This window comes from Streptomyces sp. NPDC093546, from assembly GCF_044765045.1.
Lineage (GTDB): Bacteria > Actinomycetota > Actinomycetes > Streptomycetales > Streptomycetaceae > Streptomyces.
The window spans coordinates 1-23,975 of record NZ_JBIWJG010000009.1 but is presented as its reverse complement, the minus strand read 5'-3'; the positions used below and the strand labels follow the sequence as shown (position 1 = coordinate 23,975).

Genomic DNA, 23,975 nt, shown 5'->3' with positions numbered 1-23,975 from the left:
CGATGCGAAGAATCAGGGGGCGGGTGAGTGGCTCGCGCGAGCCCTAGATGAACTTCTGGCTCGCGAGGAACTCGGCCAGCTGCTTGCCGCCCTCGCCCTCGTCCTTGACGACGGTGCCGGCCGTGCGGGCCGGACGCTCCGCCGCCGAGTCGACCTTCGTCCAGGAGCCCTCGAGGCCGACCTCGTCGGCGTCGAGCTCCAGGTCCTCCAGGTCCAGGGACTCCACCGGCTTCTTCTTGGCGGCCATGATGCCCTTGAAGGACGGGTAGCGGGCCTCGCCCGACTGGTCCGTCACGGACACGACGGCCGGCAGGGACGCCTCCAGCTGCTCGGACGCGGTGTCGCCGTCGCGGCGGCCCTTGACGGTGCCGTCCTCCACGGAGACCTCGGAGAGCAGGGTGACCTGCGGGACGCCCAGGCGCTCGGCGAGGATCGCCGGCAGGACGCCCATGGTGCCGTCGGTCGACGCCATGCCGCAGATGACCAGGTCGTAGCCGGTCTTCTCGATGGCCTTGGCGAGCACCAGCGAGGTGGCCATGACGTCCGAGCCGTGGATGTCGTCGTCCTCGACGTGGACGGCCTTGTCGGCGCCCATGGACAGCGCCTTGCGCAGCGCGTCCTTGGCGTCCTCGGGGCCGACCGTCAGGACCGTGATCTCCGCGTCGTCGGCCTCGTCGGCGATCTGCAGCGCCTGCTCGACCGCGTACTCGTCCAGCTCCGACAGCAGGCCGTCGACGTCGTCGCGGTCGACGGTCAGGTCATCGGCGAAGTGCCGGTCGCCGGTGGCGTCGGGCACGTACTTCACACAGACAACGATCCTCAAGCTCACGCCGGCTCTCCTACACATCGTCATAACTGGGCTGCCTTGTTGCACGCAGCATAGGCGCCTGATGGGACGGTTTCCGCTCGGGGCGGCGGCCGCCCCGGACGAAATATTACTCGTCAGTACACCCAGTGCCTTCCCAGTAAGCAAGCGCTTTGAACTGTGACCTTGCCAACGCTGAGTAACCGGGGTGTACGTACAGGATCCCTCAGTCCCGCAGCCCGCTGAACCGCCCCTGGTGGTACAGCAGCGGCCGCCCCGCGCCGTCCGGATCGCCGGCCACCGCCTGGGCCACGACGATGCGGTGGTCACCGGCCGGGACCCGGGCCACGACGCGGCACACCAGCCAGGCCAGTACGCCGTCGAGGAGGGGTACGCCCTCGGGGCCGGGGTACCAGCGCGTCGGCGGGGCGAAGCGGTCGGCGCCGCTGCGCGCGAAGGTGGCGGCCAGCTCCCGCTGGTGCTCGCCGAGGATGTGGACGCCGATGTGCTCGGCCTCCGCCAGGACCGGCCAGCTGGAGGACGAGGTGCCCACACCGAACGAGATCAGCGGGGGCTCGGCGGCGACCGAGGTCAAGGAGGTGGCGGTGAAGCCGACGGGCCGCTCGCCGTGCGCCGTGATGACGGCGACACCCGCGGCGTGCCGCCGGAAGACGGAGCGGAGGAGGTCGGGGTCGGCATGCTGCTGCCGGGAAGGAACGTCGAGTTCGGACGGGGCCGTCATGGGACGCCAGCCTTTCGATGCGCGGCGGGTGCGGTCAAGGCAGACTCCGCGAAGTAGGTGCGAGATGCGTCACGGCCGGTCACACCGCGTGGCCCAGGGCCGCGATGACATCGGCCTTGCGCGGCTGGCCCGCCGCCCTGCGCACGATCCGGCCCGCGCGGTCCAGCACCAGCACGGTCGGGGTCCTGGCGATGCCCAGGGCGCGGACGAGCCCGAGGCGCTCCTCGGCGTCGATCTCGACATGGGCCACGCCCGCGACCATGCCCGCCACCTCGGCGAGAACGCGCCGGGTCGCACGGCAGGGCTGGCAGAAGGCGCTGGAGAACTGCACGAGCGTGGCCCTCTCCCCCAGGGCCGCTCCGAGCTCATCGGGACCCAGCACGCCCTCCACGCCCTCCACGTTGTCCGTCACCGCTTCCGCCCTTCGTCCGACGCCGCCGTCCCGTGCAGCGCCGAACGGGCCCGCGCTGATTCCCACAGCCCTGGTGAGCGGCCACGACGTGACAAGAATCTCCTCTTCCGGCGGCGCCAGGACTGGCCTGTGGGGCGGACATGCGGCACGATCTGCCCCATGCCGGATACCTACGGCTGCGTAACTTCCGCCGGGAGAACCTCCCCAGGCATCGACGAAGAAGGGTCTTCTCCTGTGGCAGAACTCGTCTATCGGCCGGTCATCGGCGCCGCTCTCACGATGTTCAAGGCGCTCGACCTGAAGATCGACACTCAGGGTTCGGAGAACATCCCGCGCAGCGGCGGGGCTGTGCTGGTCAGCAACCACATCAGCTACCTGGATTTCATCTTCTCGGGTCTCGCGGCGCTGCCGCAGAAGCGCCTGGTGCGCTTCATGGCCAAGGACGCGGTGTTCCGGCACAAGATCTCCGGGCCGCTGATGCGCGGGATGAAGCACATCCCGGTCGACCGCGAGCAGGGCGAGGCCGCGTACCACCACGCGCTCGAGTCGCTGCGCGCCGGCGAGATCATCGGGGTGTTCCCCGAGGCGACCATCTCGCAGTCGTTCACGCTCAAGAGCTTCAAGTCGGGCGCGGCGCGCCTGGCCCAGGAGGCCGGCGTGCCGCTGGTCCCGATGGCGCTGTGGGGCACCCAGCGGCTGTGGACCAAGGGCCGGCCGCGCAACTTCAAGCGCAGCCACATCCCGGTGACGATCCGGGTCGGCGAGCCGGTGGAGGCGCCCACCGACCAGTACGCGGGCGCGATCACGCGGCGTCTGCGCGAGCGGGTGCAGGAGCTGCTGGAGGCGGCGCAGCGCGCCTACCCGGTGCGGCCGAAGGACGCGAGCGACACGTGGTGGGTGCCGGCCCATCTCGGCGGTACGGCTCCGACGCCGGCCGAGGTGCGCGAAGCCAGCTGACCAGCGGCTCAGAGCTCCGTCGGCAGCGTCTTCCACAGGTACTCCCGGTCGCGGGCGACCCGCAGCGCGTTCAGCACGACCGGGTGCGGTGCGGCGTACAGCACCGGGTAGTCGACCTCGTCGAACTCCGGGCGTACGGGATAGGCCAGCTGCTCGTGGTCGAGGACGAACTGGGCGTCGAGGCCCCGGGTGTTGCCCCGCGGGTCCTGGCGTGCCCACGCGCCCCGGCCGGGCAGCCGGACGGCGATCAGGCCGTGCAGCACGGGATTGGTGCCGTCCTCGTCGGTGAGCCGCTGGTAGCACAGGGCGGTGGGGATGGAGCGGGCGCGCAGCAGCGCGGCAAGCGCGTGGGACTTGGCGTAGCAGGTCCCGACGCGCAGCTCCAGCACGTCGGAGGCGCGCCACGGGACGCGCGGGTCGTCGACGTCGGCGGAGTGGGCGACGGCGTCGCGGACGAATTCGAAGGCGGCCTTGGCGTATGAATATGCATCGGCGTGCTCGACGGTAAGCCGCGCCGCGATGCCTCGCACCCGTGCGTGCTCATGATCGATGGCGTCGTCGACGGCGAGGTAGGCGGAGAGCTCCGGGGTGTGCTGCATCAGCTCCATACCCACAGACCCTAAGGAAGCGATCGGCCGGAAGTCAATGAATTTCCGGCCGATCGCATTTTTATGCACTACTTCAGAGGTGCAGCGCTCAGCGTGCCATCTCTTCCTTCAGCGCCAGCAGGAAGGCGTCGACGTCGTCCTCGGTGGTGTCGAAGGAGCACATCCAGCGGACGTCGCCCGCCGCCTCGTTCCAGAAGTAGAAGCGGAAGCGCTCCTGGAGCCGCAGGGTCACCTCGTGCGGCAGCCGCGCGAAGACCGCGTTCGCCTGGACCGGGTGGAGGATCTCCACCCCGTCCACCGCGCGCACGCCCTCCGCGAGGCGCTGCGCCATCGCGTTGGCGTGCCGGGCGTTGCGCAGCCACAGGTCCTTGGCGAGCAGCGCCTCGAACTGGACCGACACGAACCGCATCTTGGAGGCGAGCTGCATCGACATCTTGCGCAGGTGCTTCATGTGGCGGACCGCGTCGGGGTTGAGGACCACCACGGCCTCGCCCATCATCATGCCGTTCTTGGTGCCGCCGAAGGTCAGGACGTCCACGCCGACCGCGTTGGTGAACGCCCGCATCGGGACGTTCAGCGACGCGGCCGCGTTGGCTATCCGGGCGCCGTCGAGGTGGACCTTCATGCCGAGGCCGTGGGCGTGCTCGACGATCGCGCGGATCTCGTCCACCGTGTAGACGGTGCCGAGCTCGGTGTTCTGGGTGATCGAGACGACCTGCGGCATGGCGCGGTGCTCGTCGTCCCAGCCGAACGCCTGCCGGTCGATCAGCTCGGGCGTCAGCTTGCCGTCCGGGGTGGGGACGGTCAGCAGCTTCAGCCCGGCCATGCGCTCCGGCGCGCCGCCCTCGTCCACGTTGATGTGCGCGGACTCGGCGCAGATCACCGCGCCCCAGCGGTCGGTGAGCGCTTGGAGGGCCGTGACGTTGGCGCCCGTCCCGTTGAAGACGGGGAAGGCCTCGGCGGTCGGGCCGAAGTGGCTGTGCATGACCCGCTGGAGATGCTCGGTGTAGACGTCCTCGCCGTAGGCGACCTGGTGGCCGCCGTTGGCGAGGGCGATCGCGGCGAGGATCTCCGGGTGGACGCCTGCGTAGTTGTCGCTGGCGAAGCCCCGTACACCCGGGTCGTGGTGGCGGCGGGCATCGGTCTTCGTGCCGGGGGTCACGGCGTGGATCACGGCTTGGGGGTCAGCCACAGGCGCTGTCCATTCACTTCCTGGGCGGGCTTCTCCCAGAGCCCGGCGACGGCGTCGGCCAGGTCCTTGGCGTCCGTGAAGCCCGCGAACTTCGCATTCGGGCGCTCGGCGCGCATGGCGTCGTGCACCAGTGCCTTGATCACCAGGATGGCAGCAGCGGCCTTGGGCCCCTCCTCGCCCCCCGCCTTGCGGAAGGCGTCGCCGAGGGCGAGCGTCCACGCCTCGGCCGCCGCCTTGGCGGCGCCGTACGCGGCGTTGCCGGCGGTCGGCTTGGTCGCGCCGGCGGCGCTGACCAGGATGTAGCGGCCGCGGTCGCTGCGCAGCAGCCCGTCGTGGAAGGCGAGCGAGGTGTGCTGGACCGTGCGGATCAGCAGCCGCTCCAGCAGGTCCCAGTCGGCGAGGTTCGTCTCGGGGAAGGAGGCGCTGCCGCGCCAGCCGCCGACGAGGTGGACCAGGCCGTCGATGCGGCCGAACTCCTTCTCGGTCTTGTCGGCCCACTCCCGCGTGGCGTTCAGGTCGAGCAGGTCGACGATGTCGCCGGTGACCGTGGCGCCGCCGTGCATGTACCGGGCGGCGTCGACCGCCTCGGCGAGGCGCTCGGGGTCGTAGTCGGCGCCGACGACCGTCGCGCCCGCCGCCGCCAGCCGCAGCAGGGTGGCGCGCCCGGCCGGGCCCGCCGCTCCGGCCACCGCGATGACCGCGCCTTCGAGGGCACCGTTGCCGTTGCCGTTCCCATTGCCGTTCATGGGCGTCGCCTCCTCCTCCGTACGAGAGCTCACGCGGCGACCTGCTCGGCGCTCTGCGCGGTGATCCCCTTGGCGGAGGCGATCACGCTCTTGAGCTTCTTGGCGAGCGCCTCATAGAACATGCTGAGCGGAAACTCGTCCGGAAGCACGTCGTCCACGAGTTTCCGCGGCGGCAGGCTCAGGTCGAGGGCGTCGGGGCCCTTGGCCCAGCGGGAGCCCGGGTGCGGGGCGAGGTAGGTGGAGACGAGGTCGTACGCCGCGAACCAGTGGACGAGCTTGGGGCGGTCGATGCCGTCGCGGTAGAGCTTCTCGATCTCCGCGCACAGCTGGTTGGTGACCTGCGGGGCCCGCTCCCAGTCGATCTTCAGCGTGTTGTCGGTCCAGCGCAGCACGTCGTGCTTGTGGAGGTACGCGAAGAGCAGCTGGCCGCCGAGGCCGTCGTAGTTGCGGTTGCGGTCGCCGGAGACCGGGAAGCGGAACATCCGGTCGAACAGCACGGCGTACTGCACGTCGCGGCCGTGGGCGTTGCCCTCGGCGTCCAGCTTCACGGCCTCCTTGAAGGCGGTGAGGTCGCAGCGCAGCTCCTCCAGGCCGTACATCCAGAACGGCTGGCGCTGCTTGATCATGAAGGGGTCGAACGGCAGGTCGCCGTGACTGTGGGTGCGGTCGTGGACCATGTCCCAGAGCACGAACGCCTTCTCGCACCGCTCCTGGTCGCCGAGCATCTCGCGGATGTCGTCCGGCAGGTCGATGCCGAGGATGTCCACGGCCGCCTCGGTGACGCGGCGGAAGCGGGCGGCCTCGCGGTCGCAGAAGATGCCGCCCCAGCTGAAGCGCTCGGGGGCCTCGCGGACGGCGATGGTCTCCGGGAAGAGGACGGCCGAGTGGGTGTCGTACCCGGCGGTGAAGTCCTCGAAGGTGATGCCGCAGAAGAGCGGGTTGTCGTAGCGGGTCGCCTCCAGCTCGGCGAGCCACTCCGGCCACACCATGCGCAGCACGACGGCTTCGAGGTTGCGGTCCGGGTTGCCGTTCTGCGTGTACATCGGGAACAGCACGAGGTGCTGGCGGCCGTCCACGCGCTGGGCGGCGGGCTGGAACGCGAGCAGCGAGTCCAGGAAGTCGGGCACGGCGTAGCCGCTCGCGGCCCACTTGCGCAGGTCGGCGACGGCGGCGCGGTGGTACGCGGCGTCGTGCGGCAGCAGCGGCGACAGCTGCTCCACGGCGGCGGTGACGCGGTCGAGCGCGGCGTCGACCGCGGCGCGGGCGGGGGCGCCCTCGGCGTCGAGGTCTATGGAGCCGTCGGCGGACTGCCAGGCGCGGATCTCTTCCACGGCATTCTTGAGCGCGGGCCAGGCAGGGTGGTCGATCACCCTGGCGTCCGGCCGGATGTCCGCCCCGGCGTCGGCGGCTACAGCACCACCGGCAGCGTCCTGCACAAGAATTTCCGTCATCACTCTTCCTCCACGGGAGAACCTCGCGTTAAGGCACCGTATCCATGGGCGGTTCTCCGCCACAAGGGGAGTAAGAATAAATTATCCTGCCGACCCCCCGTCGCCGCCGCTGTTTTTCCTGTCCGAGGGGGTGTGGGCGGGGGCATCACGCGCCGGACGGCGGTACGCCCCCGGGGCCGGTTCCGGCCACGACCGCCCCTGCCCCGTCCGCGACGGCCGGAACGGCACGCCCACGTACGGGTGAGGGCGGGTGCGCCGGGGGCGCACGGAAGGGGAAGCGGCCTACTCCATTCCGCCCCCGCGCGACCGGTTCCGCCCCAGGGGGCGGCCGTTAGGCTGCTGCGACCGTGCCGCGCGGCGGCGACTCGGAGCCCGGCCGCGCTCCCGGCCCTCGACGGAAGCGAGAAGATCTTGAGTTTCCTCACCATCGGTCATCGCGGGGTCATGGGTGTGGAGCCGGAGAACACCCTCCGCTCCTTCCGCCGCGCCGAGCGCGTCGGCATGGACGCCATCGAGCTCGACCTCCATCTGAGCAAGGACGGGGCGCTCGTCGTCATGCACGACGCCGACGTCGACCGTACGACCGACGGCACCGGCCCGATCGCCGACAAGACCCTCGACGAGCTGCGCGCCCTCGACGCGGGCCTGGGCGAGCGGATCCCCGTCTTCGAGGAGGTCCTGGACGCGGTGGACGCGCCGCTCCAGGCGGAGATCAAGGACGTGGCGGCGGCCCGCGTGCTCGCCGAGGTGATGCACCGGCGCGACCTGGCCGGCCGGGTCGAGGTGTCGTCCTTCCACGACGAGGCGGTCGCGGAGATCGCCCGGCTGGTGCCCGGCGTACGGACCGTGCTCATCGCCAGCCGCTGGGAGGCGCCGACCCAGGCGGCCGTCGCGGACACCCCGAACATCGTGGACCGGGCGCGGGCCGTGGGCGCCGCCACGCTGGCGCTGAACATCCGGCGGCTGACCCTGGAGACCGCCGAGCGGGCGCGAGAGGCGGAGCTGCGGATCATCGGCTGGGTGGTCAACACGCAGCAGCACCTGCGACTGGCGCGCGCCCTGGAGCTGGACGGGGTGACCACCGACCACCCGGAGATCCGCCGCACGAGCCGGTTCACCGCCTGAGGTCACCCCTGAGCGCTCGCCGCGCACGGCGCCCCTCGGCCGCTGCGGTCCCGTTCGTCACAGGTGTAACCGAAATGCGCTCGGGAACCCGCGAGGTGTCCCAGCCACCCAGGACACCGGAACGGACGGAACGGACACATATGAGCAGCGGCTTCATGGGCCCGGAAGGCTTCGGCCCCGACGCCTTCAGCGAGTTCCTGGCCCGTTTCTTCGGCGGCGGAACATCATCGTCTTCGTCCGGATCGGGCCGGTCCGGGCCCCGGTACATCGACATCGGCCGGCTCATGAGCGAGCCGGCCCGCCGGATGGTCGGCGACGCCGCCTCGTACGCGGCCGAACACGGCAGCCCGGACCTGGAGACCGAGCACCTGCTGCGGGCCGCCCTGACCACCGAGCCGACCCGCGACCTGATCGCCCGCGCGGGCGCCGACCCCGACGCGCTGGTCGCGGAGATCGACCGGACGGCCGGTGAGGGGCCTCCGCAGTCGCGGATCGCCGTCACCCCGGCGGTCAAGCGCGCGCTGCTCGACGCCCACGACCTGGCCCGGCACACCGGTGCCTCCTACATCGGCCCCGAGCACGTGCTCGCGGCGCTCGCCGCCAACCCCGACTCGGCGGCGGGGCGCATCCTGACGCAGGCCCGGTTCGACCCCGGTGCCGTGCCGGGCACGTCGGGCGCCCCGCGCGTGCCGCCCGGCGGATGGTCGGACTCCGGCGTGGACCACCGGCCGCTGCCGCAGCGCAGCACCCCGAACCTCGACAAGTACGGCCGCGACCTCACCGACATGGCCAAGGAGGGCCGGATCGACCCGGTCATCGGCCGCGAGCTGGAGATCGAGCAGACGGTCGAGGTGCTCTCCCGGCGAGGCAAGAACAACCCCGTCCTGATCGGCGACGCGGGCGTCGGCAAGACCGCCATCGTCGAGGGGCTGGCGCAACGCATCGTCGAGGGCGACGTCCCGCACACGCTGCGTGACCGCAGGGTGGTGGCGCTGGACCTGTCGGGCGTGGTCGCCGGAACCCGCTACCGCGGCGACTTCGAGGAGCGGATGAACGCGATCATCGACGAGATCCGGGCCCACACGGACGACCTCGTCGTCTTCATCGACGAGCTCCACACGGTCGTCGGCGCGGGCGGCGGCAGCGGCGGCTCGGAGAGCGGCTCCATGGACGCGGGCAACATGCTCAAGCCCGCCCTGGCCCGCGGCGAGCTGCACGTCATCGGCGCCACGACGATGGAGGAGTACCGCCGCTACATCGAGAAGGACGCGGCGCTCGCCCGGCGCTTCCAGCCCATCCTGGTGCCCGAGCCCAGCCCCGAGGACGCGCTGGAGATCCTGCGCGGACTGCAGGACCGGTACGAGGCCCACCACCAGGTCCGGTACGCGCCCGAGGCGCTGCTCGCGGCCGTCGAACTGTCCGACCGGTACATCACCGAGCGGTTCATGCCGGACAAGGCGATCGACCTCATCGACCAGGCGGGCGCACGGGTGCGGCTGCGCGCCAACTCGGGCGACGCGGACATCCGGGTCCTGGAGCGCCAGCGCGAGCAGCTGGTGCGCGACAAGGACCAGGCGGTGGCGGCGGAGCAGTACGAGAAGGCCACCGAGCTGCGCGACCGGATCCAGGACATCGAGGAACGGATCAAGGCGGGTCGCGGCGAACCGGCGGCCGGGGACGGGCGGGTCCTGGAGGTCACCGCCGAGGACGTCGCCGAGGTGGTCAGCCGGCAGACCGGCATCCCGGTGAGCAGCCTGACCCAGGAGGAGAAGGAGCGGCTGCTCGGCCTCGAGGACCACCTGCGCAAGCGGGTCATCGGCCAGGACGAGGCGGTCACCGCCGTCTCGCAGGCGGTGCTGCGCTCGCGGGCCGGTCTCGCCGACCCGGGCCGGCCCATCGGCAGCTTCCTCTTCCTCGGCCCGACCGGCGTGGGCAAGACCGAGCTCGCGCGGGCGCTGGCGGACGCGCTGTTCGGCAGCGAGGACCGCATGGTGCGCCTGGACATGAGCGAGTTCCAGGAGCGTCACACGGTGAGCCGCCTGGTCGGCGCGCCCCCCGGGTACATCGGCCACGAGGAGGCCGGACAGCTCACGGAGGCGGTGCGCCGCCACCCGTACTCGCTGCTGCTGCTCGACGAGGTGGAGAAGGCCCACCCGGACGTCTTCAACATCCTGCTCCAGGTGCTGGACGACGGGCGGCTGACCGATTCGCAGGGCCGCACCGTCGACTTCAAGAACACGGTCATCGTGATGACCAGCAACCTCGGCTCCGACGCCATCGGCACCGGCCGCGGCCTGCTGGGCTTCGGCGCGACGGACACCGAGGCGGAGGACGAGGCGATGCGCGACCGGGCGCTGCGGCCGCTGCGCGAGCACTTCCGCCCCGAATTCCTCAACCGCATCGACGAGATCGTCATCTTCCGGCGCCTCGACGAGGAGCAGCTGCGGCAGATCACCGACCTCCTGCTGGAGGAGACGCGGCGCCGGCTGCGCGCCCAGGACATCACGCTGGAGTTCGCGGCGGACGCGGTCGACTGGATCGCCCGCCGCGGTCACCAGCCCGAGTACGGCGCACGCCCCCTGCGCCGCACGATCCAGCGCGAGGTGGACAACGAGCTGTCCCGGCTCCTGCTGGACGGCCGCCTCCCGGCGGGCGCGCGGGTACGGGTCGGCGTGGCCGACGGCCGACTGGCGTTCCGCACGGAGGAACCGGCCGAGCCGGGGCCGTCCTAGTCGACGGGAGTGGGGAGTTCCTTGACCAGGAGCTCGAACTGGAGGTCGTCGCGCTGGGGCACGCCGAACCGCTCGTCCTCGTACGGGAAGGGGCTCATCTTTCCGGTACGGCGGTAGCCGCGCCGCTCGTACCAGGCGAGCAGCTCCTCGCGGATCGAGATCACCGTCATGTGCATCTCGCGCACGCCCCACTCGGCGACCGCGAGGCGCTCCGCCTCCGCGAGGATCCGCCGGCCGAGGCCGCCGCCCTGGAGGCCGGGGCGGACGGCGAACATGCCGAAGTAGGCGGCGTCGCCGCGGTGTTCGAGGTGGCAGCAGGCGATGATCCCGCCGTCGCGCTCGAAGGTCAGCAGGCGGGAGGCGGGCGCGGTGATGATCTGGCGTACGCCCTCGGGGTCGGTCCGCTGCCCCTGGAGGTAGTCGGCCTCGGTGGTCCAGCCGGCGCGGCTGCTGTCACCGCGGTAGGCGGACTGCACCAGCTCGACGAGCGCGGGCACGTCGGCCTCGACGGCGTCGCGATAGGTCAGCTCCCGGGCGTCCTGCGGCGGTGCGGTGTCCATGACCCTCCTCGGTACGGGTGTTCCGCGTGCGAGGGTAACCCGGAGGGGTGACGCGCCTCGCGCGCTCCCCTCGTACGACTCTGCGCCCGTATGCGCCCGCGGCGGTGCGGGCAGCCTCCCCGGAGCCGTCTCGTCGAACGGGGAGGTACGCCGTGCACGGAGCCGCGATGCCGGGCTGGCTGCTGGTGGCGCTGTGCGCGGTGACCGGCGCGTACTGCTTGGCGCGCGTGAGGCGCTGCGCCGGTGCCGAGCGTACGGCGGCGGCGGGCGAGGCCCTGATGGGCTTCGGGATGGCCGCGATGGCGGTGCCCTTCTCCGCGCCGGGGACCTGGCCCGTGTACGCGGTGGTGTTCGGGGCCGCGTCGCTGCACGCCCTGTGGTGGGCGGCACCCCCGAGGGGCGGGGCCGGTCATCTGCACCATCTCGTCGGGTCGCTGGCCATGGTGTACATGGCGGTGGCGATGGCCGGCGGGAGCGGCGGGGCGCACGCGGGGCACGGAGCCCCCGGCGGGATACCCCTGCTGACGGGGGCGTTGCTGGCGTACTACACGGTGTACGTCCTGAGGGCCGGGGCCAGCCTGGCCCCGGCCGCGGTGCCGGTCGCGGCGCTGGTACCGGGGGCGGGTCCGGGCGGTGGGGCCGCGGGTGGTGTGCCCGGGCCGGTGCTCGCCTGCCGGGTGTCCATGGGGCTGGCGATGCTGGCGATGCTGCTGTCGCTCTGAAACCGTGGCGTGCGTCACTTGGCGTGCGAGACCGTACCGATGGGTAAGGCGCGCTCATAAGGTGAGGCCCATGGTGGTCTCCCTCACGCTGCTCACACTCGGCGTTCTGACCGCATGCGCGTCCCCGCGGCTGCTGGCCCGGGCCGACTGGGCGGAGCGCGCACCGGTGGTGGCGCTGTGGGTGTGGCAGTGCGTGGTGGCCTCGGTGCTGGTGAGCTTCGGCCTGTCGATGACGTTCAGCGCGGCGGCCGCCTGGCAGGCGGTGCGCGGGCATGTCTTCGCCCCGGCGCCGCGGGGCGTGGTGGAGGCGTACGCCCTGGCCGAGCACGGCCCGTGGTCCGCCGTGCTGGCGGTACTGCTGGCCTGCGGCGGGCTGTGGAGCGCCGCCATGCTCACGCGCGAGGTACGCCGCGCCCGGGCGCGCCGCCGCCGACGCCGCGCCGAACTCCTCGTACGGGCACCGCTGTTGCCGGGCGAGGAGAGGTACGAGGAACCTCTGGTGCTGCTGGAGGGCCACCGCCCGGACGCCTGGTGGCTGCCGGGCGCCGAGCCGCGGCTCGTCGTCACCACGGCCGCACTGCGTCGCCTGAAGGGGCGTCAGCTCGATGCGGTGCTCGCGCACGAGCAGGGGCACGCGCGCGCCCGGCACGACTGGCTGCTGCACTGCTCGGCGGCGTTGGCCACGGGATTTCCGCAGGTGCCGGTGTTCGCGGCGTTCCGCGACGAGATGCACCGGCTGGTGGAGCTGGCGGCCGACGACGTGGCGTCGCGGCGGTACGGACGGCTGACGATCGCGCTGGCGCTGGTGGAACTGAACGAGCACCGGGGCGTGTTCGGCCCGGGCCCCGCTCCGGACGCCCAGTTGCCGCAGCGGGTGAACCGGCTGCTGGCGGCCACCCCCCGCCTCACGGCCGGCCGCCGGCTGCGGCTGACGGCGGCCGCCGCGCTGGTGCCGGTGGTGCCGGTGCTGGTGGCGTTCATCCCGGCGCTCCGGGCACTCGGGTGAGGCGGGGCGAAGGTGGGGGCAGGGCCGAGGCGGGAGCGCCCTGTTAAGGGTCCCGGTTGTCGGGGAGGATCAGAGCATGCGCTCCCCCACACTCCCTCCGCCCACACGCACCCCGTCCGCCTCCGCCGCCGCGCTGGGATCCGGCGCCCTCGCGGGCGTGCTGCTGGTGCTGGTGGCGGTCGAATGGGCTCCGCTGGTCGCCTTCGACCGGGCCGTGGCCGACGGGTTGCACGACTCGGCCGTGCGGAGCCCCGTGCTCACCCGCGTCAACCGGGTGCTGAGCGACTGGGTGTGGGATCCCTGGACCATGCGCGCTCTGACGGCGCTGGCCGTGGTGTGGCTCTGGTGGGCCCGGGAGCGTCTCCTTGCGGTGTGGACGGGGGCGGTGAGCGTGGTCGGGGCGGCCGTCCAGCAGACGCTCAAGACGGTGGTCGGCCGGGACCGGCCGCAGTGGCGGGACCCCGTGGACACCGCCCACTTCGCGGCCTTCCCCTCCGGGCACGCGATGACGGCGGCGCTCACCTTCGGGCTGCTGCTGTGGCTGTTGGCACGGTACGGAAGGGGCCCCGGCACCCGCGCGTGGCGCGTGGTCGCGGTGGCCGGTGCCGTGTCGGTGGCGGGCGTCGGGCTGACCCGGGTGTACCTGGGGGTGCACTGGGCGACGGACGTCGTGGGCGGCTGGCTCCTCGGCGCCTGCCTGGTGGCCGTCGCCGTCCTGGGGTACGAACGGACGGTGTTGTCGCGCCGGGGCTGACCGGGCAAGGATCCCGGCATGACGATCCGCTGCGTCCTCTTCGACTTCTCCGGCACCCTGTTCCGCATCGAGCCGGCCGAGCGCTGGCTGCGCACCGTCCTGGAGGCCTCCGGGATCACCGCCCCGCCCGCCGCCGTCGCCCGCTGGGCCGAGGAGCTGGAGGCCGCCGGGGCCCTCCCGGGGGGCGGCGCCCCGCACCGCGTCCCGGAGCACCTGGCGGAGCAGTGGGCGACCCGCGACGTCACGGCGGACCACCACCGCACGCTCTACACGGCTCTGGCGCGCCAGGTGGAGCTGCCCGACCCGGTGCTGTACGACGCGCTGTACGACCGCCACATGACCCCGGAGGCCTGGGAGCCGTACCCGGACGCGCGCGAGGTGCTCGCCACGCTGCGTGAGCGCGGCGTCGGCGTCGCCGTGGTCAGCAACGTCGGCTGGGACCTGCGCCCGGTGTTCCGCGCGCACGGGCTGGACCGCTTCGTGGACGCCTACGTCCTGTCGTACGAACACGGGGTTCAGAAACCGGACGGGCGGCTGTTCCGGACGGCGTGCGAGGCGCTGGGGCAGGAGCCGGGGCACGCACTGATGGTGGGCGACGACCGCTCTGCGGACGGCGGCGCGGCGGACGTCGGCTGCGCGGTGCACTTCGTGGACCACCTGCCGGCGCGTGAGCGGCCGACGGCGCTGCGCCCGGTGCTGGACCTGCTGTAGGCCATGCGGACCGGACGATCCCCCGCGTCGCCCGGTCCGCATGGCACCACCCCCCGCCGGACGGCCGCAGGGGCGTCGCGCGAGGATGCCCTGAGTATATTGGCTGAGAGCCAGTCAACGCAGGAGTTAAAGCATGTCCCCGCGGAGCGCATCGGTCAATGAAGAACTGCGGCGGCGTTCCCGGGAGCGGCTGCTGCAGGCGACGGTGGAGCTGGTCGGCGAACGGGGCTACGAGGCGACCACGCTCGCGGACATCGCGGACCGGGCGGGCTCGGCGCGCGGGCTGGTCTCGTACTACTTCCCCGGCAAGCGCCAGCTCCTCCAGTCCGCGGTGCACCGGCTGATGCACCTGACGCTGGAGGCGGCCCTGGAGCGCGAGCCGCGCACCGACGACGGCCGCGAGCGTCTGGCGCGCGCCATCGACGCGATCCTGGACCTGGCGGTGGAGCGGCCGGTCCTGATGCGTACGCACATGGCGGGGATCCTCCAGGCGGAGGGGTTCGTGCAGTGTCCCGAGCAGCAGCGGCTGGCCGCGCTGCTGCGGGACACGGTGGCCCGCTACGGGGTGCGGGACGTGGACGCGGACTATCCGCTGCTGCGGGCGCTGCTGATGGGCGCGGTCTTCGCGGTGCTGCTGCCGGGCGCGCCGATGCCGCGGGCGCGGCTGCGCGCGGAGCTGTTCCAGCGGTACGGGCTGGACTGGGAGCTAGGCGTTCCGCCGGACGGCGGGCCGGACGACGGGCCGTCCGGCGGAACGCGGGACCGGGCGGATGGTCAGTCGTCACCGCCGTCTTCGTCGTAGTCGTCTTCGTCGTAGTCGTCGAAGTAGTCCGGCTGCGTCTGCACGTTGAGCTCGTGCATCCGCACCCGCTGCGCCGCGTCCGTGCGCCGGTCGTCGAGCCGGAGGACGTCGAAGCCCTTGCGCTCGTCGTTCGAGTAGATGTGGCCGTTGTAGTAGTACGCCGACCAGGAGCCGCCGGTGGTCAGCTTGTCGGTGGTGAGGGGGCCGCGCTCGAAGTAGGCGATCTCCCTGGGCTTGGCCGAGTCGGTGAAGTCCCAGACGGAGAGGCCGCCCTGGTACCAGGCCTGGACCATGATGTCCCTGCCCTTGACCGGAATGAGCGAGCCGTTGTGGGCGACGCAGTTCTCGGTGTCCGCCTGGTGGCGGTCGATCTTGAAGTAGCTGCGGAAGACGAGCCTGCGCTGGTCGCCCTTGCCGACGATGTCGTAGATGCCGTCGGCGCCGCGGTTCGGCCCGGTGCGTTCGTTGCAGGTGGCGCCGACGCCGCCGCCGAGCTCGTCGGTGAAGACGACCTTGTTCGCCTTCTGGTTGAAGGTCGCCGAGTGCCAGAAGGCGAAGTTGACGTTGTCCTGGACGCGGTCGATGACCTTGGGGTTCTCCGGGTCCTCGATGTTCATGAGGATGCCGTCGCCCATGCAGGCGCCGGCGGCGAGGTCCTTGGAGGGCAGCACCGTGATGTCGTGGCAGCCGGTCGTCTTGGAGACGCCCGGGTTGGTGGGGCCGCCCGGGTTGCCGCCGCCGTCGGATCCTTCACCCGGGAAGAGCACGGGGAAGTTGACGACCGCCGCCTTCTCGGGCGCCTTGCGCGGCACCTTGATGATCGAGATGCCGTCGTGCGGCGGTTGGCAGTCGGGGAAGGCGGCGCTGGGCGCGTACGAGGAGACGTAGACGTAGACGTTCCGGCGCTCCGGCACCAGCGTGTGGGTGTGCGAGCCGCAGGCGGTCTCGACGGCGGCGACGTACCGCGGGTTGCGGACGTCGCTGATGTCGAAGATCTTCATGCCCTCCCAGGAGGACTTCTCGGTCGCGGGCTGCGAGGTGCTGCTGCACGAGCTGTCGCTGCGCGAGGAGTCGGTGGAGAGGAAGAGCAGGTCGCCGGAGACGGAGACGTCGTTCTGGGCGCCGGGGCAGAGGACCTGGGCGACGCTGACCGGTGCCTTGGGGTCGCTGATGTCGAAGACGCGGAAGCCGTCGTAGTTGCCGGAGAAGGCGTACTTCCCCTGGAAGGCCAGGTCGGAGTTGATGCCGGTGAAGGCGTCGTGCGGGACGTTGGCGAGGTGGGTGATGTTGGCGCTGTGGACCACCTGGTCCACGCCGGGTATCTCACCGCTGCGGATGGCCGCCCGGACTTCCGCTTCCGTGTGCGCCGAGACGCTCTCCGGGGCGGCCGGCACGTCGCCGGGGTCGGGCGTCGCGGCCGCGGGACCGGCCGTCAGCAGGGTCGCGAGCAGTCCGGCCGCGGCGGTGGCCACGGCGAGACGTCTGCGCCGCCGCGCGTGAGTGGTGCGCAACGAGGTCACTGGGTCCTCCCTTGGGTCCGTTCGGAGGTGAACGGGTTGCGGACCCCGGCAGTATGTTGCTTTGCATGCACATCTCAACAGAGGCCCTACGCCGTCGTTGAGGAAAGTTGTCGACCGGGGGGCGCGCGAAGGGGCCGCCCCGGGGCAGGATGACCACCGGCCGGCCCACGTGCCCTTGGAGGTTCGTCGTGTTGCACCGCTCGCACCGCACCAGTGCCGCGCCCGTCCGAGGATCCGCCGTCGCCGTGGCGGCCCTCGCCGCCGTACTCGCCCTGGGCGCCTGCGAGTCGGCGCCGACGCGGCCCGACGACCGCGCGCAGGCCAAGGCGGACGGGGGCGGGGGCGGGGTGGTCGTGGCACCCGGGAAGCCCGGCGAACCGGCCAGGACGCTGTCGCCGGAGCAGGCCGCCAAGGAGCTCCCCGACGACAGGCCGAACACGGCGGACTTCACGTACGCCCGCATGATGATCGTCCACCACGGCCAGGCGCTGACGATGGCCGCGCTCGCGCCGGAGCAGGCCGCGTCGGAGCAGGTGAGGAAGGTGGCGGCGCGGATCGCCGCGGCGCAGCGGCCGGAGATCGACGCGATGAAGGGCTGGCTGGAGAACAACAAGGGCCCCACACCGGACAGCGGGCACGACCACGGTTCCATGCCCGGGATGGCGTCCGAGGCCCAGCTGGACCAGCTGCGCGCGGCGCGCGGCGCGGCGTTCGACGAGCTGTTCCTGAAGCTGATGATCACCCACCACCAGGGCGCGATCACCATGGCCACGGAGGTGCTTTCCGAGGGCAACAACGTCCAGGTCGAGGAGATGGCGAACGACGTGATCGCGCAGCAGACCGCCGAGATCAACCGGATGCGCTCCATGTGAGCGCGCGCCGTCCGCGCCGACGGCCGGGGCCCCGGATGGCGCGCGCATCTCCCGCGACGGGCGCGGCGGTGCGATGCTGGAAATCCCTGCGGGAAGGAGCGCGGCCGTGCTTCGAATCGCCGTCGTCGGGTCCGGTCCGAGCGGGGTCTACACCGCCCAGTGGCTGGTGGAGCAGACCCGCGTGCCGGACGTCCGCGTCCACGTCCTGGACCGGCTGCCCTGTCCGTACGGGCTCGTACGGTACGGGGTCGCGCCGGACCACGAGAAGATCAAGTCCCTGCAGAACAACCTCCGCACGGTCCTGGAGCACGAGCGGATCGGCTTCGTCGGCAACGTCGAGGTCGGCCCCCGGGGCGTGACGCCGCAGCGGCTGCTGGAGCTGTACCACGCGGTCGTGTACTGCGTCGGCGCGGCGCGCGACCGCAAGCTGGGCGTGCCGGGCGAGGACCTGCCGGGCAGCTACTCGGCCACGGACTTCGTCTCCTGGTACAGCGCCCACCCGGACGCCGCCGAGAACGGCTTCGGCGTCGCGCTCGCCGCCCGCTCGGCGGTGGTGATCGGGGTCGGGAACGTGGCGGTGGACGTGGCCCGGATCCTCGCCCGGGGCCCGCAGGAGCTGCACCCCACCGATGTGCCGCAGGCGGCGCTGGGCGCGCTGGCGGCGAGCCGGGTGCGCGAGGTGCACATGGTGGGGCGGCGCGGGCCCTCGCAGGCGAAGTTCACCACCAAGGAGCTTCGGGAACTGGGCGCGATGCCGCAGGCCCGGGTGGAGGTCGACCCCGCCGACCTGGCACTCGACCCGGCGTACGCGGACCCGGCGGGGCTGCCGGCGGTCAACCGGCGCAATGTGGAGGTGGTGCGCGCCTGGGCGGAGAGCACCGCGTGGGAGCCGCGGGAGCGGGTCATCCGGGTGCGGTTCTTCCTGCGCCCGGTGGAGGTGCTGGAGCGCGGCGGCCGGGTGGCCGGGGTGCGCTTCGAGCGGACCGTACCGGACGGCGCGGGCGGGGTGCGCGGGACCGGCGCGTACGAGGACGTCGAGGCCCAGCTGGTGCTGCGGGCGGTCGGGTACCGCGGGGTGCCGCTGGAGGGCCTGCCGTTCGACGCCGCGCGCGGCACGGTGCCGCACGCGGCGGGGCGGGTGCTGCGGGACGGCGCTCCGTCGCCGGGCGAGTACGTCGCGGGGTGGATCAAGCGCGGCCCGACAGGCGTGATCGGCACGAACCGGCCCTGCGCCAAGGAGACGGCCACCTCGCTCCTGGACGACGCGGCGCTGCTGCTCCGCCGCCCGGTGGCGGACGACCCGCTCGCCGCGCTGCGGAGCTGGGGGCTCCGGCCGGTGGAGTGGCCCGGGTGGCTCTCCATCGAGCAGGCGGAGGCGGCGCTCGGCCGCACCCTGGGGCGCTCCACGGTCAAGATCGCCGACTGGGCGGAGCTGCTGGGGGCCGCGGGGGTGAGCGGGTAGCCCTCGGGCGGCATACGGAGGCCCGCGCCACGGTCAGGACGACGGCAGCGAGCCCAGGTCGCCGTCGACGACGGTGCTGACGATCGGAGGCCGGCCCCACAGCGCCAGGATCTCGTTCGAGAGGTCGACGAGCCGCTCGTGGTCCCGCAGGCCGTGCGTGGTGATGCCGGCGGCCGCCAGGCTGCGGGGCACGGCACCGGCGTCCAGCAGGGTCCGCCATTCCGCCGGTCCGACCTCCAGGTACTCCAGCCCGGTGAGGCGGCCTATCTGCCGTGGATCGGCGAGGGTGCCCGGATAGGCGGTGAGGGTCCGCAGGCGCGGCAGACCGACCACAGGGGTGAGATCGACCGGCGGGTCGTCCCACACCCCGATGCAGAGCACCTCCAGGTCGGGATGCGCGGCGGCCTCGACGCTCCGTAGGTGTGCCACGTTGACGTGGGCCACGGCCGACCCCTCCCCCCGCCCGCGGGGCCGGTTCCGCCGGCGGCCCCGCGGCTCGACCCCGCGGACCAGGTCGGTGAGCGAGTCGGCGATCAACTCGGCTCCGAGGAACTCCTCGTGGCTCAGCATCACGATCTGACCCGTCCGGCCCGCGGGCCCCGGGGTCAGGTCGACCGCGAGCCGGTCGCCACCGCCGTTGTCGCCGAACACGATCCAGCCGGGCGAGCCGACGAGGCCCTGGACGGCGCTGTCGGGCGGGGTGACGACCGCCTCGCAGGCGGCGAACCGCCACGGGGCCGGCCGGGACGCGGCGTCGGCCACGTACACGGCGTCCAAGGGGAGGAGTTCGCAGCCGACGGTCTCGTACACCGCGTCCCCGGCCCGGGTGTCTCCCTCCCAGTCCTCCCACCGGCCCCGCACGACCCGGTACAGGGCCTTCAACTCGGCGGGCAGCGGCAGACCGAGACGCGCTTCGGCGGCGGCGATCTCCTCGTCGCGGGCCCCGATGGCGCCGGGGAGCCGCTCACGCAACCGCCGCTCCAGCGCCGCCGGATCCGCCGACCGCCTCGGCCGCGCGGCCGAGGCGGGGTCGGGCAGCCGCCGCCACGGCTCGGGGACGGCGCCCTCGACCAGCAGCAGCGCTCCGCCACTCCCCGGTCCCGACTCGACGGCGGGGCTGGGGCCCATCACCCGCAGCCGGGTCCTCCCCGAGGGAGCGATCCGGGCGGAGAACGTCACGGACTCCACACCCGCCACCACCAGCGCGTCCCGCACACGCTCAACGGCTGCACGTTCGGCAGCCGAAGCCCGCCCGCGCGGCCGGGTCCCGGAGGACGACGCCCAGCCGTCCCGGCCCACGGCACCGGCCACGCGTACGTCCCCGCCCTCGCGCCCCACCTCGACCCCGCCGGCCCACGCGCGCATCAGCGGAGCCCACGTCTCGAAGGAACGCAGGGCCTGCAGGGAGGGGACGAAGATCGGCTCGCTCATGGACCGACCCTAACCGTGAAGCCGAGGTCGACTTCCACGGGCTCTGCCTGCCCTGTCCCCGAGGCCGAGCTGCCGTGTAGGACAATCTCGTTATGGACTACGGCGTGGGGGAACCAGCGCGGCTCGGGCTGACCCGACTTCTGGACGGTCGAGTCCTGGGCTGGGCGGAATGGGGACCGGTCGATGGTGCCCCGGTGCTGCTGTGCCCGGGGGCGGCCACCAGCCGGTGGCTCGGTTTCGGCGGCGGCGTCGTCGACTCGGCCGGGATTCGGCTCATCAGCGTGGACCGGCCCGGTCTCGGCGCCTCCGACCCCGCCCCCGGACGCACCCTGAGCAGCTGGGCCGCCGACATCCGCCACCTCTTCCAGGAGCGGTCCTTGCGAGCGCCGTCGGCGGTGGGGTTCTCGCAGGGGGCGCCGTTCGCGCTCGCGCTGGCGGTCGACGGGTTGGTGAACGCGGTGGCCGTCGTGTCGGGCAGCGACGAACTCGCCCATGCTCGCTTCGCCCACTCCCTGCCTCCGCAGGTGAGGGACATGGTGGACGCCGTCGCAGCCGACCCCGACGCCGCCGAGGCCTCCTTCGCGGGCTTCGGCAGCGCCGACGCACTGTGGGATCTGATCATCACCACGAGCCCCGAGGCCGATCGCGCCGTCTACACCGACCCGGTCTTCCAGCATGCCTTCCGGCGCGCGATGGACGAGGCGTTCAGCCAGGGCCCGGCAGGCTATGCCCGCGACACCGTCCTGGCGATGGGCCGTTGGCCGTTCGACCCCGCCGACATCACCGTCCCTGTCGACCTCTGGTACGGACAGCAGGACACCAGCCCGGTCCACTCTCCGGACCGAGGTGAATCGCTCACCCGGATGATCCCGACCGCAACCCGGCACCTGGTTCCCACCACCGCGGGATCCCTGCTCTGGACACACGCCGAGGCCATCCTGCACACCTTGACGGCCCACGCCCGCTAACGACCGAGGGAAGGTCATGACGATCCCGCCGACATTGGAACCGGCCCTTTTCCACGCAGCGTTCCGCGATCAGTTCGAGGCGTTCCTCGACGAGCACCGATCCGCGCTGCACGACACCCTGAACGGGCTCACCGAAGAGCAGGCCCGCAGGTCGCTGGTCGCCTCCAAGACGACCCTGCTGGGGCTGCTCAAGCACGCCGCGTTCGTCGAGAAGGTCTGGTTCGACGAGGCGATCACCTGCCGGTCCCGCGCCGACATCGGCATTCCCGCCACACCTGACGAGTCCTTCGACCTGGACGACGCCGACACCATCGCCTCCGTCCAGCACGCCTACCGGCAGGCGTGCAGGGCCTCGCGCGAAGCCACGGCGCAGCTCGCTCTCGACGACGTCGTACGGGGCAACCGCCGGGGTCCGCTGCCGCTGCGGTGGGTCTACCTGCACGTCCTGCGGGAACTCGCCCAGCACTGCGGCCACGCCGACATCCTCCGCGAGCAAGTGCTCGGCACCACCCCACCGCGCGGCTGAAGCGGAGCGGCTCCAGCGGGCCACCACCTCCTGTCGACGCCTCTCAGGCCGCCTTCTTCCAGACCTTCATGCCCACCTGCAGGAAGGCGGCTTCCCGTAGGGCCGTCTGCTTGACCTGGATCGTGAGAACCGCGATGTCGCCGGAGGCGTTCTTGACGCAGAACTCGGTGCCGTCGTCCGCCACCGTGAGCGACCAGGTGCGGTACGCGGAGCCGGAGGCGCCGGTGAGGAGGTGACGGCAGACCTCGAGGGAAGCGGCCTTTCCGTTGAACATCTGCAGGAACACGCTGGTGTCGCTCCGCAGCGCGCAGTCGACGTCGTCCTCGCAGTCGAGGCGGATGTCGCCCGTACGGTCATCACGCAACATCGGCTCGCGCAGGCTCAGGGAGTTCTTCTCATCCAGCCACGCGGTGGTCAGCACGTCCGCTCCCGCCGCCGGGGAGGCGTTCGGGGCGGGCCGCGACGCCCGGTCCCGGTGAGAGCCGGCGGCGGTCGGCGGGGCGCTGGGCGGCGGCGCCGTGGACCGGGCGGACTTCACCGGGCCGGGTGTCGAAGCGGATGTTTCCGGGGCCCGCTCGCCGAGCCCGAACCGGTCTCCGGCGAGCCACGTCAGACCCGACAGCACCAGAGCGCCCGCCGTCACGGCCGCGGCCGTGATCAGCGCGGTACGCCGCCGTGCGGGCGCCGACCGCCGGGCGGGCCGCACCGACAGCGTCAGGGGTGCGGTGGACGGCGCGACGGGGGTACGCGCCACCGGGGTGCGCACCGGGCCCGGAACGGTCGCCTCGGGTCCCGTGACCTCGCGCCAGACGGCCGGCCCGGCGCCCGCGTCCGCGTCCAGTTGCCGTCGACACGACTCGACGACCTCCGCCGGCGTGGCCCGATCCCCCGGATCGGGTGCCAGGCAGCGGGCGATCAGCGGGCGCAGCGGCTCGGGCAGCCGGGACAGGTCGGGGTCCTCGTGCACGATCCGGTACAGCACGACGGGCGCGATGCCGTCCCCGTACAGCGGTTCGCCCAGCGCCGCGAAGGCCGCCGTCTGGGCCAGTGCGAAGACGTCGGTCGCCGGGGTGACGTCACCGGCCGTCGCCTGTTCGGGGGCCATGAAGTGGGGCGTACCGACGGTGGAACCGGTGGCCGTGTACGAGGAGAGGTCGGCGGCGATCGAGATGCCGAAGTCGATCACCCGAGGCCCGTCGGCGGCCAGCAGCACGTTGGACGGCTTGAGGTCGCGGTGCACGATCCCCGCGGCGTGAACCGACTGGAGCGCCTCCGCCACACCGGCCATCAGCCACAGCACGGCGGGCACCGGCAGGGGACCACGCCGGGCGACGGCCTCCGTGAGGGACGGCCCGGGCACGTACAGCGTGGCGAGCCAGGGGGGTGCGCCGTCGGTGTCGGCGTCGATCAGTTCCGCGGTGTAGGCGCCCCTGACCCGGCGGGCGGCCTCCACCTCCCGGCGGAACCGCCGCCGGAAGGCCGGGTCGTCGGCCAGCTCCGGCCGCACCACCTTGATCGCCACCGGGCGGCCGCCCTGGGTGTGCGACAGGTACACCCGGCCCATGCCCCCCGCGCCGAGCCGGGCCGCCAGGCGGTAACCGGCCACGACGGGAGGGTCGTCCGCCTGGAGCGGCTGAAACACCTCGGTGGTGCTGTCCATCCGACTGTCGTCCCCCTGGTCCCCGACCGGCCGACGGGCCGGCCCGGGACGGCAGCCTAAACGGTGGCCTCCGCTGACCTGCGATGCTCCCCCCCCCTCACAGATCGGCAAGACACCCCCTAGTAGTGCTTTGTTAGCTGGTCTTGTCACGTGGGGTGTCTGGTAGTTCGCTGGCTGTATGAGGGCTGGGGAGCTTGCAGCGGTTCGGGGC

Annotated in this window: 23 protein-coding genes; 12 read left to right on the top strand and 11 right to left on the bottom strand. The window is 72.5% G+C overall.

Features of this window, described 5'->3' with window-relative positions:
* Window positions 1–43 precede the first annotated feature (43 nt).
* The 3 genes from ACIRNI_RS20500 to ACIRNI_RS20490 all read right to left on the bottom strand — a co-directional run bounded on the left by ACIRNI_RS20500 (window position 44) and on the right by ACIRNI_RS20490 (window position 1,959).
* A complete protein-coding gene (locus tag ACIRNI_RS20500) occupies window positions 44–829 on the bottom strand; it encodes an electron transfer flavoprotein subunit beta/FixA family protein (protein ID WP_355367421.1) in 786 nt (261 codons plus the stop codon).
* A 202-nt stretch (window positions 830–1,031) separates the two neighbouring features.
* Complete coding sequence (locus ACIRNI_RS20495) at window positions 1,032–1,547, bottom strand: flavin reductase family protein (RefSeq protein ID WP_356648970.1); 516 nt, start codon at window positions 1,545–1,547, stop codon at window positions 1,032–1,034.
* A 79-nt stretch (window positions 1,548–1,626) separates the two neighbouring features.
* Complete coding sequence (locus tag ACIRNI_RS20490) at window positions 1,627–1,959, bottom strand: TlpA family protein disulfide reductase (RefSeq protein WP_403552912.1); 333 nt, start codon at window positions 1,957–1,959, stop codon at window positions 1,627–1,629.
* 234 nt (window positions 1,960–2,193) lie between these two features.
* Between ACIRNI_RS20490 and ACIRNI_RS20485 the strand changes: the two genes are divergently transcribed.
* The gene (locus ACIRNI_RS20485) at window positions 2,194–2,916 is read left to right on the top strand and encodes a lysophospholipid acyltransferase family protein (RefSeq protein ID WP_403552910.1); all 723 of its coding nucleotides are present in this window, start codon (window positions 2,194–2,196) and stop codon (window positions 2,914–2,916) included.
* Window positions 2,917–2,924: 8 nt separating this feature from the next.
* Here the strand turns inward: ACIRNI_RS20485 and ACIRNI_RS20480 are convergent, their stop codons facing one another.
* The 4 genes from ACIRNI_RS20480 to ACIRNI_RS20465 all read right to left on the bottom strand — a co-directional run bounded on the left by ACIRNI_RS20480 (window position 2,925) and on the right by ACIRNI_RS20465 (window position 6,913).
* Window positions 2,925–3,524, bottom strand: a complete 600-nt coding sequence (locus tag ACIRNI_RS20480) for a transglutaminase family protein (protein WP_403552909.1) — start codon at window positions 3,522–3,524, stop codon at window positions 2,925–2,927.
* Window positions 3,525–3,612: 88 nt separating this feature from the next.
* Window positions 3,613–4,716, bottom strand: coding sequence for a threonine aldolase family protein (locus ACIRNI_RS20475; RefSeq protein WP_403552907.1), 1,104 nt, complete (start codon window positions 4,714–4,716; stop codon window positions 3,613–3,615).
* The gene (locus ACIRNI_RS20470; protein ID WP_403552905.1) at window positions 4,695–5,462 is read right to left on the bottom strand and encodes an SDR family NAD(P)-dependent oxidoreductase; all 768 of its coding nucleotides are present in this window, start codon (window positions 5,460–5,462) and stop codon (window positions 4,695–4,697) included. The genes ACIRNI_RS20475 and ACIRNI_RS20470 overlap by 22 nt, the downstream gene beginning before the upstream one ends.
* Before the next feature lie 29 nt (window positions 5,463–5,491).
* On the bottom strand, window positions 5,492–6,913 hold the full coding sequence (locus tag ACIRNI_RS20465; RefSeq protein ID WP_403552903.1) for a DUF6421 family protein: 1,422 nt from the start codon (window positions 6,911–6,913) through the stop codon (window positions 5,492–5,494).
* Between the two features lie 411 nt (window positions 6,914–7,324).
* On the opposite strand from ACIRNI_RS20465, the gene ACIRNI_RS20460 reads away from it, so the two are divergent.
* A complete protein-coding gene (locus tag ACIRNI_RS20460) occupies window positions 7,325–8,038 on the top strand; it encodes a glycerophosphodiester phosphodiesterase (protein WP_403552901.1) in 714 nt (237 codons plus the stop codon).
* Between the two features lie 140 nt (window positions 8,039–8,178).
* Entirely contained in the window at window positions 8,179–10,770 is a 2,592-nt protein-coding gene (locus tag ACIRNI_RS20455) for an ATP-dependent Clp protease ATP-binding subunit (protein WP_403552899.1), read from the top strand.
* Here ACIRNI_RS20455 and ACIRNI_RS20450 read toward each other — a convergent pair.
* Window positions 10,767–11,330, bottom strand: coding sequence for a GNAT family N-acetyltransferase (locus ACIRNI_RS20450; protein ID WP_403552897.1), 564 nt, complete (start codon window positions 11,328–11,330; stop codon window positions 10,767–10,769). The genes ACIRNI_RS20455 and ACIRNI_RS20450 overlap by 4 nt on opposite strands.
* A 152-nt stretch (window positions 11,331–11,482) precedes the next feature.
* On the opposite strand from ACIRNI_RS20450, the gene ACIRNI_RS20445 reads away from it, so the two are divergent.
* From ACIRNI_RS20445 to ACIRNI_RS20425, 5 genes are all read left to right on the top strand, one after another.
* Window positions 11,483–12,052 carry a DUF5134 domain-containing protein gene (locus ACIRNI_RS20445; RefSeq protein WP_403552895.1) on the top strand — a complete coding sequence of 190 codons (570 nt, stop codon included), beginning with the start codon at window positions 11,483–11,485 and terminating at the stop codon, window positions 12,050–12,052.
* 70 nt (window positions 12,053–12,122) lie between these two features.
* Window positions 12,123–13,058, top strand: coding sequence for a M56 family metallopeptidase (locus tag ACIRNI_RS20440; RefSeq protein ID WP_403552893.1), 936 nt, complete (start codon window positions 12,123–12,125; stop codon window positions 13,056–13,058).
* Window positions 13,059–13,134: 76 nt separating this feature from the next.
* Window positions 13,135–13,812, top strand: a complete 678-nt coding sequence (locus ACIRNI_RS20435; RefSeq protein WP_403552891.1) for a phosphatase PAP2 family protein — start codon at window positions 13,135–13,137, stop codon at window positions 13,810–13,812.
* Between the two features lie 18 nt (window positions 13,813–13,830).
* Window positions 13,831–14,523, top strand: a complete 693-nt coding sequence (locus ACIRNI_RS20430; RefSeq protein ID WP_403552889.1) for an HAD family hydrolase — start codon at window positions 13,831–13,833, stop codon at window positions 14,521–14,523.
* A gap of 133 nt (window positions 14,524–14,656) precedes the next feature.
* Window positions 14,657–15,325 (top strand): TetR/AcrR family transcriptional regulator, encoded by a 669-nt coding sequence (locus ACIRNI_RS20425; protein ID WP_403552888.1) that lies wholly within the window; start codon window positions 14,657–14,659, stop codon window positions 15,323–15,325.
* Here ACIRNI_RS20425 and ACIRNI_RS20420 read toward each other — a convergent pair.
* The gene (locus ACIRNI_RS20420) at window positions 15,298–16,845 is read right to left on the bottom strand and encodes an LVIVD repeat-containing protein (RefSeq protein WP_403552886.1); all 1,548 of its coding nucleotides are present in this window, start codon (window positions 16,843–16,845) and stop codon (window positions 15,298–15,300) included. The genes ACIRNI_RS20425 and ACIRNI_RS20420 overlap by 28 nt on opposite strands.
* A 149-nt stretch (window positions 16,846–16,994) precedes the next feature.
* On the opposite strand from ACIRNI_RS20420, the gene ACIRNI_RS20415 reads away from it, so the two are divergent.
* The gene (locus ACIRNI_RS20415; protein ID WP_403552884.1) at window positions 16,995–17,717 is read left to right on the top strand and encodes a DUF305 domain-containing protein; all 723 of its coding nucleotides are present in this window, start codon (window positions 16,995–16,997) and stop codon (window positions 17,715–17,717) included.
* A gap of 106 nt (window positions 17,718–17,823) precedes the next feature.
* Window positions 17,824–19,179, top strand: a complete 1,356-nt coding sequence (locus ACIRNI_RS20410; protein ID WP_403552882.1) for an FAD-dependent oxidoreductase — start codon at window positions 17,824–17,826, stop codon at window positions 19,177–19,179.
* Window positions 19,180–19,212: 33 nt separating this feature from the next.
* On the opposite strand, the gene ACIRNI_RS20405 is transcribed toward ACIRNI_RS20410, so the two are convergent.
* On the bottom strand, window positions 19,213–20,610 hold the full coding sequence (locus ACIRNI_RS20405; protein WP_403552880.1) for an SMI1/KNR4 family protein: 1,398 nt from the start codon (window positions 20,608–20,610) through the stop codon (window positions 19,213–19,215).
* A 104-nt stretch (window positions 20,611–20,714) separates the two neighbouring features.
* On the opposite strand from ACIRNI_RS20405, the gene ACIRNI_RS20400 reads away from it, so the two are divergent.
* Together ACIRNI_RS20400 and ACIRNI_RS20395 are read left to right on the top strand one after the other, a co-directional pair.
* Window positions 20,715–21,578, top strand: a complete 864-nt coding sequence (locus ACIRNI_RS20400) for an alpha/beta fold hydrolase (protein WP_403552878.1) — start codon at window positions 20,715–20,717, stop codon at window positions 21,576–21,578.
* A 16-nt stretch (window positions 21,579–21,594) separates the two neighbouring features.
* Window positions 21,595–22,104, top strand: a complete 510-nt coding sequence (locus ACIRNI_RS20395; protein ID WP_403552876.1) for a DinB family protein — start codon at window positions 21,595–21,597, stop codon at window positions 22,102–22,104.
* A gap of 43 nt (window positions 22,105–22,147) precedes the next feature.
* Here ACIRNI_RS20395 and ACIRNI_RS20390 read toward each other — a convergent pair whose 3' ends face one another.
* Window positions 22,148–23,764: a serine/threonine-protein kinase gene (locus tag ACIRNI_RS20390; protein WP_403552874.1), complete on the bottom strand. Its 1,617-nt coding sequence runs from the start codon at window positions 23,762–23,764 to the stop codon at window positions 22,148–22,150.
* Window positions 23,765–23,975 lie beyond the last annotated feature (211 nt).